Genomic DNA, 8,531 nt, shown 5'->3' with positions numbered 1-8,531 from the left:
CGCCGCCGCCGTGGTGCAGCGACACCCACGTCGCGCCACTGGCGGTGTTGAGCAGGGCATTGAGCAGCGGCCAGTCGGACACAGCATCGGAGCCGTCGGCCATCGCTTCGGTTTCGCGGTTCGGCGAGGCCACGCTGCCACTGTCCAGATGGTCGCGACCGATCACCACTGGCGCCTTCAGTTCACCGTTGGCCACCATCTCGTTGAAGGCCAGGCCCAGTCGATCACGATCGCCCAGACCAACCCAGCAGATGCGCGCGGGCAGGCCCTGGAACTTGATCTTCTCGGCGGCCATGTCCAGCCAGCGGTGCAGGTGCGGGTTGTCCGGAATCAGCTCCTTCACCTTGGCATCGGTCTTGGCGATGTCTTCCGGGTCGCCGCTCAGCGCGGCCCAACGGAACGGGCCGATGCCGCGGCAGAACAGCGGGCGGATGTAGGCTGGCACGAAACCCGGAAAATCGAACGCGTCCTCGACACCTTCTTCCAGCGCCATCTGCCGCAGGTTGTTGCCGTAATCCACGGTAGGCAYGCCCAGCGAGTGGAAACCGAGCATGGCGCGGATGTGGTTGGCCATCGACGCACGCGCGGCCTTTTCCACGTCCTTCGGTGCGGTCACGCGCTTGGCATCCCATTCTTCCACCGTCCAGCCCTGCGGCAGGTAGCCGTTCACCGGGTCGTGGGCGGAGGTCTGGTCGGTCAGCAGGTCCGGCTTCACGCCGCGGATCAGCAGTTCGTCCAGCACGTCGGCAACGTTACCGAGCAGGCCCACCGACAGCGGCTTTTTGGCGGTGCACGATTCTTCGATCAGGCGCAGGGCCTCGTCCAGATCATCCGTCCAGGTATCCAGGTAGCCGGTACGCAGGCGCATTTCGATGCTGCTCTTGCGGCATTCCACTGCCAGGCAGGAGGCGCCGGCCATCACTGCGGCCAGCGGCTGCGCGCCACCCATGCCACCCAGACCGCCAGTGAACAGCCACTTGCCAGCCAGGCTGCCGTTGTAGTGCTGGCGGCCCATTTCCACGAAGGTCTCGTAGGTACCCTGCACGATGCCCTGCGCGCCGATGTAGATCCAGCTGCCGGCAGTCATCTGGCCATACATCGCCAGGCCTTTCTTATCCAGCTCGTTGAAGTGATCCCAGTTGGCCCAGCGCGGTACCAGGTTGGAGTTGGCRATCAGCACGCGCGGYGCRTCGGCRTGGGTGCGGAACACRCCCACCGGCTTGCCCGACTGCACCAGCAGGGTCTGGTCATCGTCCAGGCGCTTGAGGGTTTCGACGATGGCATCGAAGCTCTCCCAATCGCGTGCGGCACGGCCGATGCCGCCGTACACCACCAGYTCCTGCGGSCGCTCGGCCACGTCCGGGTGCAGGTTGTTCATCAGCATGCGCAGCGGCGCTTCGGTCAGCCARCTCTTGGCGGTAAGCGTGGTGCCGGTCGGTGCGGCGATGGTGCGGGACGGGTCGTTGCGGGTCATGCGGCGCTCCGGTTCGTAGCGAATTCAAGGCAGGCATTGAGCACCTGCGCCAGGGTATGGCGCAGCGGTGCGGCGTGGTCGGGGTCGAGCGGGGTGGGCCAGCTGTGCTCGTCCACCTGGTCGGGCAGGGGCTCGTGCATGTAGCCGCGGCAGGCCAGTTCCATCTGCAGGCTGTGCACACCACCGGCAATGCTGCTGTAGTGGCGGGTGATCCAGCCGCCCTTGAAGCGGCCGTTGCGCACCTGGCTCATGCCGCTGAGCGCCAGCAGGTTTTCCACCACATCGCTCAGTGCGTTGTCGCAGGAGGTGTCCGGTGCACCGGACGGCCCGGCGGTGCCGAGATTGAACTGCGGCAACTCGCCCTCGAACAGGTGCGGGATGTGCGAACGGATCGAATGCGCGTCGTACACCACCACGGTGCCGTGGCGTGCACGCAGGCGTGCGATCTGCGTGGCCAGTGCGTTGTGGTACGGCGCGAAATACGTGTCGCGGCGCCGGGCAATCTCGGCGTCGTCCGGCTCGCGACCGGCGTGGTACAGCGGCTGGTTGTCGAAGGTGGTCAGCGGGCACAGGCCGGTGGTGTTTTGCCCCGGGTACAGCGACACGCCGCTGGGGTCGCGGTTGAGGTCGATCACCGAACGCGAGATTGCCGAGCGCACGGTGGTCGCGCCCATGCCGCGTGCGAAGTCGTACAGCTCATGCACCCACCAGTCGGCATCGCGGCGCGCCAGCCACGGCGAGTGGAAATCGCCGATCAGGTCATGCGGCAGCTCGCTGCCGGTGTGCGGGAAGCTGACGATCAGCGGCGCATCGCCTTCGTGCACGGTCAGCCATTCGGGATGGCCGTTCATGCCTGCGGTTCCACCGTGGGCAACAGCTCGGCCAGGCCCTTGGCCAATGCGCCGCTGCGGACCAGATCGGTTGCGATCACCATGTCCGGGTGGAAATAGCGATCTTCCTGCAGCATCGGCACCTGTGCACGCAGCGTGGCGCGCACGTTTTCCAGTGCCTTGCTGGAGCGCAGCGGCGCATGGAAGTCGCAGCCCTGCGCAGCGGCCAGCAGCTCGATGCCGATCACGTTGGCCGCGTTCTCGGCCATCTGCATCAGGCGGCGTGCACCGTGCGCGGCCATCGACACGTGGTCTTCCTGGTTGGCCGAGGTGGGAATCGAATCGACGCTGGCCGGGTACGCGCGCTGCTTGTTTTCCGACACCAGTGCAGCGGCGGTCACCTGTGGAATCATGAAGCCGGAGTTCAAACCCGGACGCGGGGTCAGGAAGGCCGGCAGGCCGGACAGCGCAGGGTCGACCAGCATCGCCAGGCGGCGCTCGCTGATCGAACCGATTTCGCACACGGCCATCGCCAGCATGTCGGCGGCAAAGGCCACCGGCTCGGCGTGGAAGTTGCCGCCGGACAGCGCCTCACCGGTGTCGGTGAACACCAGCGGGTTGTCGGACACGCCGTTGGCTTCGATTTCCAGCGTGGTAGCAGCCTGGCGCAGGATGTCCAGCGCCGCGCCCATCACCTGCGGTTGGCAGCGCAGGCAGTACGGGTCCTGCACGCGCACGTCGTTGTCGCGGTGCGATTCGCGGATACCCGAATCCTGCATCAGCGTGCGCAGGGTGGCGGCGGTGGCGATCTGCCCACGCTGGCCACGCAGCGCATGGATACGCGGATCGAACGGCGTATCCGAGCCCTTGGCCGCTTCCACAGACAGCGCGCCGGTGACCAGTGCGGCCTGGAACACGGTTTCGATCTCAAACAGGCCGGCCAGTGCGTACGCAGTGGAGAACTGGGTGCCGTTGAGCAGGGCCAGGCCTTCCTTCGCGCCCAGTTCCACCGGCTGCAGGCCGGCGCGAGCCAGTGCGTCCATGGCGGGCAGGCGTTCTTCGCCGACGAAGGCCTCGCCGACGCCGATCATCACGCTGGCCAGATGCGAGAGCGGTGCCAGATCGCCCGAGGCACCGACCGAGCCCTGCGCCGGCACCACCGGCAGCACGCCCTTCACCAGCATTGCTTCCAGCAGCAGCAGCGTTTCCTCGCGCACGCCGGAAGCACCCTGGGCCAGGCTGACCAGCTTCAATGCCATCATCAGCCGCACCACATTCGCCGGCATCGGCTCGCCCACGCCCGCGGCATGCGAGAGCACGATGTTCCGCTGCAGGGTGGCCAGGTCCTCGCGTTCGATGCGCACGCTGGCCAGCTTGCCGAAACCGGTGTTGATGCCATACACCGGTGCGCCCTTGGCGACGATGGCAGCCACCGTTGCGGCACTGGCGCGCACCGCCGGCAACGCGGCCGGGTCAAGCGACAGCGGCGCACCGCGATACGCCTGCCGCCACTGGGCGAGGGTGACATGGCCGGGGCGAAGAACCAGGGTGTTGCTCATGTGTTGCTCCAGGAGGCAGGCAGGTCGGGCTGTCCGCGCACCACGCGCGCGTGCAGCGGGTTGAATCCAATGCGATAGACCAGGTCGGCGGGGGCGTCGATGTCCCAGATCGCCAGGTCGCAGTCCATGCCGACGGCCAGGCGGCCGATGCGCTCGCCATGGCCCAGCGCACGCGCCGCTTCACGGGTGAAGCCGGCGATGCACTCGTCCACGGTCAGGCGGAACAGGGTGGCGCCCATGTTCATTGCCAGCAGCGGGCTGGTCAGCGGCGAAGTGCCGGGGTTGCTGTCGGTGGCCAGTGCCAGCGGCACGCCGGCCGCACGCAGCGCGGCGATCGGCGGCAGGGTGGTATCACGGGTGAAGTAGAACGCGCCCGGCAACAGCACGGCGACGGTACCGGCGGCGGCCATCGCGGAAATGCCGGCGTCGTCCAGATGTTCGATATGGTCGGCCGACAGCGCACCGAAACCGGCCGCCAGTTCGGCGCCATGCTGGTTGCTCAGCTGTTCGGCATGGATCTTGATCGCCAGCCCATGCGCACGCGCAGCTTCGAATACCTGACGGGCCTGCGCCGGCGAGAACGCGATGTTCTCGCAGAAGATGTCCACGGCCTCGGCCAGGCCTTCTGCAGCGATGGCCGGAATCATCACCTCGCACACCTCATCGGTGTATTCCTGCGCCTCGCGACCGGGCGGCACCGCGTGCGCACCGAGGAAGGTCGGCACCACGTTCACCCGGCATTCCTCGCCCAGCGCGCGTGCCACCTGCAGCTGCTTGCGCTCGTCCTGCAGGGTCAGGCCGTAACCGGATTTGATTTCGATGGTGGTCACGCCTTCGGCACGCATCGCCAGCAGGCGCGGGCGGCTCTCGCGTGCCAACTGCTCTGGCGAGGCAGCACGGGTGGCGCGCACCGTAGAGACGATACCGCCACCGGCACGGGCGATCTCGGCATAGCTCACGCCCTGCAGGCGCTGCTCGAATTCGTTGGCGCGGTTGCCGGCGTAGACCAGGTGGGTGTGGCAATCGATCAGACCGGGCGAGATCCATCGGCCTTCGCCGTCGATGCGGGTGGTCGGCTGCAGATGGGCATCGCTGCCGGCGGGGCCGACATGCACGATGCGGCCATCGGTGGCGGCCAGTACTCCATCGCGCAGGACACCCAGGCCCTCGCCATCGAGGGTCATCAGGTGGACGTTGGACCAGAGGGTATCGACGTGCATGGCATCCACAACGCAGCTGTGCTTATATGTCTATACAATATAGGCGTCCAATTCGGGTTGTCCAGCCATGTCCGATTCGCGTCCCGCGCACTCCTTCCATGCCGCCCACGCCCTGCTGGCCGACGGCTGGGCCGCCGACGTCCGCCTGCAGGTGCAGGACGGGCGCATCGCCGAGGTCACGCGTGGGCAGGCTGCGCAGCAAGGCGATGCCCGCGTGGGCATCCTGGTGCCGGGCCTGCCAAACCTGCACAGCCACGCCTTCCAGCGCGGCATGGCCGGCCTGACCGAGATCGGTGGCGGCGACGGCGACAGTTTCTGGAGCTGGCGCGAACTGATGTACCGCTTCCTGGCCCATCTGCGCCCGGACGCAGTGCAGGCCATCGCCGCCCAGGCCTACATGGAAATGCTGGAAAGCGGCTTCACCCGCGTCGGCGAATTCCATTACCTGCACCACGATGCCGATGGCCGCCCCTACGCCGATCGCGCCGAGATGAGCGCGCAGATTGCAGCTGCAGCCGCGCAGACCGGCATCGGCCTGACCCTGCTGCCGGTGTTCTATGCACACGCCGATTTCGGTGGGGCGCCGCCGAACCCGGCACAGCGCCGCCTCATCCATGACGTAGACGGGTTCGCGCAGCTGCTTGATGGCGCCCGCACCGCGCWGGCCACGCTGCCCGATGCGGTGCTCGGCATCGCCCCGCACAGCCTGCGCGCGGTGACGGGCGAGGAGCTGAGCGCACTGCTGCCGCTGACCGATGGCCCGATACACATCCATATTGCCGAGCAGGTGCGCGAGGTCGAGGCCTGCCTGGCGTGGAGTGGCCGGCGACCGGTGCAGTGGCTGTACGAGCATGCCCCTGTCGATGCGCGCTGGTGCCTGGTGCACGCCACCCACATCACCGACGACGAGCGCGCGCAGATGGTCGCCAGCAACGCCGTGGCCGGGCTGTGCCCGATCACCGAGGCCAACCTGGGCGACGGCCTGTTCCCGATGCAGGCCTTCGCGCGCGAGGGCGGGCGCTTCGGTGTCGGCTCCGATTCCAACGTGCTGATCGATGCCGCAGAAGAGCTGCGCCTGCTGGAGTACGGCCAGCGCCTGACCCTGCGGGGTCGCAACGTGTTGGCCCCGGATGCCGGCCGCAGCACCGGGCGCTTCCTGTTCGAGGGTGCGCTGCAGGGCGGTGCCCAGGCGCTGGGTGTGGCCGCCGGCCTGCATGTAGGTGCCAGCGCAGACATGGTTGAACTGGACGCCGCGCACCCCGCGTTGCAGGCGCGACACGGTGACGCATGGCTTGACAGCTGGGTGTTCGCCGCACGTAATGGCGCGCTGCGATCGGTCTGGCGCCATGGCCGCCAGTGCGTGGCCGACGGCCGCCACCTGCAGCGCGAGGCCATCACCAGCGCTTTCGCCGCTGCCCTGCGTGGCGTGCTGGGCTGATCGCCTCCCACCATCGAGACTCCACCACGTGAAGGCCAGCAAGTCCGCCACGCTCAACCAGCGCATCCGCAGCGACCTGGAAAGCCGCATCCTCAGCGGAGAGTGGGCGCCGGGCTTCCGCATTCCGTACGAGCACGAGCTGATGGAGCAGTACGGGTGCTCGCGCATGACGGTGAACAAGGTGCTGACGGCGCTGGCCGAGAGCGGCATGATCGAGCGCCGCCGCCGAGCGGGCTCCTTCGTGGCTCGGCAGCCACCGCACCTGGAGCAGGTGGCGCTGGAGATCCCGGACATAGCGATGGAGGTCGGCTCGCGCGGACATCAATACGGCTACCGGCTGCTGCAGCGTGAACTGCGCCTGGCCGAGGCAGCCAATGCCGGCGAAGTGGAGTTGGCCGGCAGTGAGCAGTTGCTGGCGATGCGCTGCCTGCATCTGGCCGATGGCCGGCCGCTGGCGCTGGAGCATCGCCTGATCAGCCCGGTCGGCGTGCCCGAGGTGCTGGAGGTGGATTTCAGCACCACGGCGCCGGGCAGCTGGTTGCTGCAGAACGTGTCGTGGACGCGCGCCCAGCACCGCATCAGCGCCTGGGGCGCCGATGCGCCCACCGCCAAGCTGCTGGACGTGAAGCCCGGTACCGCCTGCCTGGTGATCGAGCGCCTGACCTGGCGCGGCGAACAGCCGATCACCCGCGTGCGTCAGATGTTCCTGGGTGATGCCTGGGATCTGGTCGCCCGTTTCGCGCCTGGGACGCGATAGGGGCGAACCCACGCTCGGCTTCTTCCCAGGGCGCTTTCAGCCAAGCGGGAATGAATCGCCGTGAGTAGATCCACGCCATGCGTGGATGCGGTGACGAGCAGCCGAGCGAGCTCGGCACCATCACGCCTCAGCCCATCAAYACGTCGCGCACTGCCGCCAGCGCACCGGCTCATCCACGCCGGGGCGGGCGTTGAGCTGCACGCGCACGTTGCGCAGGGCAGGGTAGCGCAGCACTTCCTGGCAAACACGCGGCCACACGGTTTCCAGTTCGCCGGTGCGGTTGATCGCCAGCGTCTGTCGGGTCAGCCAGACACCGCTGGCGATGCCGGATTGCCCGGCCAGCGCGCGGGCCAGTTCAGCCTGGTAGCGGTCCAGCGTGGCGGTGTCGGGGTTGGGATTGCTGCGCGCGTCGTCGCCATTCTGCGCCGCGGCTGCGGCGACCATGGGAGCGGGCGCATTCGCGGCGCTTTCCGGCGCGGCGGGCGTCGGCACAGGACGTGCAGCCGGCGGCGCTACAGGTGCAACGGCCGGTGCTGGGACCGAGTCCGCCTGTTCCGGGCGCAGGCCCTGCAGGCCAAGCCCGACCAGCAGGCCCAGCGTCACTGAGGCCAGTGCGGCAATGGCGATGCGGCGCAGCGCCTCATGGCGGGCGATGGCGCGCACGCGGGTCTCAACATCGGCCGGCAGGTAGGGCTGCAGCAGTGGCCACAGGCGCGGACCATCGATTACTTCCACTGCCTGCTTTTCCGCAGCGCCCAGGCCATCGCGTTCAACCCGGCCTTCGGTGATCAGCATGCCGCCCTTGGCGCCTGCCAGCCGCGCGGCAGCACCCAGTTCGTTCACCGCAGCGGTGCCGATGCGATAGGCCAGGCCGTGCTTGCACGACACCCGCCAGTTGTTCGGACCATCGCTGAGCAGGAAATCGCTGCTCGGCTCGCGGCTTTCCTCGCTCGGATCCTGCAGTTCACGCAGGCCGCGCTGCTCGCGCAGCATGCGCTTGATCAGCGTGGAAAACTCACGCCAGTGCATGCCCGCCAGAGCCTGCAGGCCCAGTTGCATTTCGGTACGTCGACGCTTGAACCACCACAGGTACACGGTGGCCAGGGTGCAGGTAAGCAGGGCCGACAGCAGGGCCAGAATCCAGGGAAGCATGCAGGGCGACGACGGAAGGGGCGAAAACGGAAGCCCACAGTGTAAAGGGCGGACCGGTTGATTGCGTCAGGGTGTTCCCGACAACAACCGTGATGCAGCCC

Annotated in this window: 7 protein-coding genes; 2 read left to right on the top strand and 5 right to left on the bottom strand. The window is 67.9% G+C overall.

Translation table 11 applies throughout. The features are described 5' to 3' along the window. From hutU to hutI, 4 genes are all read right to left on the bottom strand, one after another. On the bottom strand, nucleotides 1-1,474 hold a 1,474-nt coding region (gene hutU, locus AB4Y84_RS07060; RefSeq protein ID WP_442249927.1), incomplete at its 3' end, for a urocanate hydratase. Further along, nucleotides 1,471-2,325: an N-formylglutamate deformylase gene (gene hutG, locus AB4Y84_RS07055; RefSeq protein WP_025876972.1), complete on the bottom strand. Its 855-nt coding sequence runs from the start codon at nucleotides 2,323-2,325 to the stop codon at nucleotides 1,471-1,473. The genes hutU and hutG, both read right to left, overlap by 4 nt. Further along, on the bottom strand, nucleotides 2,322-3,863 hold the full coding sequence (gene hutH / locus AB4Y84_RS07050; RefSeq protein ID WP_442249926.1) for a histidine ammonia-lyase: 1,542 nt from the start codon (nucleotides 3,861-3,863) through the stop codon (nucleotides 2,322-2,324). Before hutH ends, hutG begins: the two co-directional genes overlap by 4 nt. After that, nucleotides 3,860-5,083 (bottom strand): imidazolonepropionase, encoded by a 1,224-nt coding sequence (gene hutI, locus AB4Y84_RS07045; protein WP_442244345.1) that lies wholly within the window; start codon nucleotides 5,081-5,083, stop codon nucleotides 3,860-3,862. The genes hutH and hutI overlap by 4 nt, the downstream gene beginning before the upstream one ends. Nucleotides 5,084-5,150: 67 nt before the next feature. On the opposite strand from hutI, the gene AB4Y84_RS07040 reads away from it, so the two are divergent. Next, complete coding sequence (locus tag AB4Y84_RS07040; RefSeq protein ID WP_442249925.1) at nucleotides 5,151-6,521, top strand: formimidoylglutamate deiminase; 1,371 nt, start codon at nucleotides 5,151-5,153, stop codon at nucleotides 6,519-6,521. A gap of 28 nt (nucleotides 6,522-6,549) precedes the next feature. After that, nucleotides 6,550-7,278, top strand: coding sequence for a histidine utilization repressor (hutC, locus tag AB4Y84_RS07035; protein WP_165377534.1), 729 nt, complete (start codon nucleotides 6,550-6,552; stop codon nucleotides 7,276-7,278). A gap of 135 nt (nucleotides 7,279-7,413) precedes the next feature. Here the strand turns inward: hutC and AB4Y84_RS07030 are convergent, their stop codons facing one another. Next, the gene (locus AB4Y84_RS07030; protein ID WP_442249924.1) at nucleotides 7,414-8,430 is read right to left on the bottom strand and encodes a restriction endonuclease; all 1,017 of its coding nucleotides are present in this window, start codon (nucleotides 8,428-8,430) and stop codon (nucleotides 7,414-7,416) included. Nucleotides 8,431-8,531: the final 101 nt, after the last annotated feature.

The organism is Stenotrophomonas sp. 2YAF22, assembly GCF_052114665.1.
Classification (GTDB): Bacteria; Pseudomonadota; Gammaproteobacteria; order Xanthomonadales; family Xanthomonadaceae; genus Stenotrophomonas; species Stenotrophomonas indicatrix.
Note: the sequence above shows the minus strand (reverse complement) of the source record. Positions and strands in the feature narration are given on the sequence as shown.

Excerpts from the sequence above, each read along its gene's own strand:
- hutI (WP_442244345.1), bottom strand. The coding sequence starts at position 5,083 with ATGCACGTCGATACCCTCTGGTCCAACGTCCACCTGATGACCCTCGAT.
- hutG (WP_025876972.1), bottom strand. The coding sequence starts at position 2,325 with ATGAACGGCCATCCCGAATGGCTGACCGTGCACGAAGGCGATGCGCCG.
- hutH (WP_442249926.1), bottom strand. The coding sequence starts at position 3,863 with ATGAGCAACACCCTGGTTCTTCGCCCCGGCCATGTCACCCTCGCCCAG.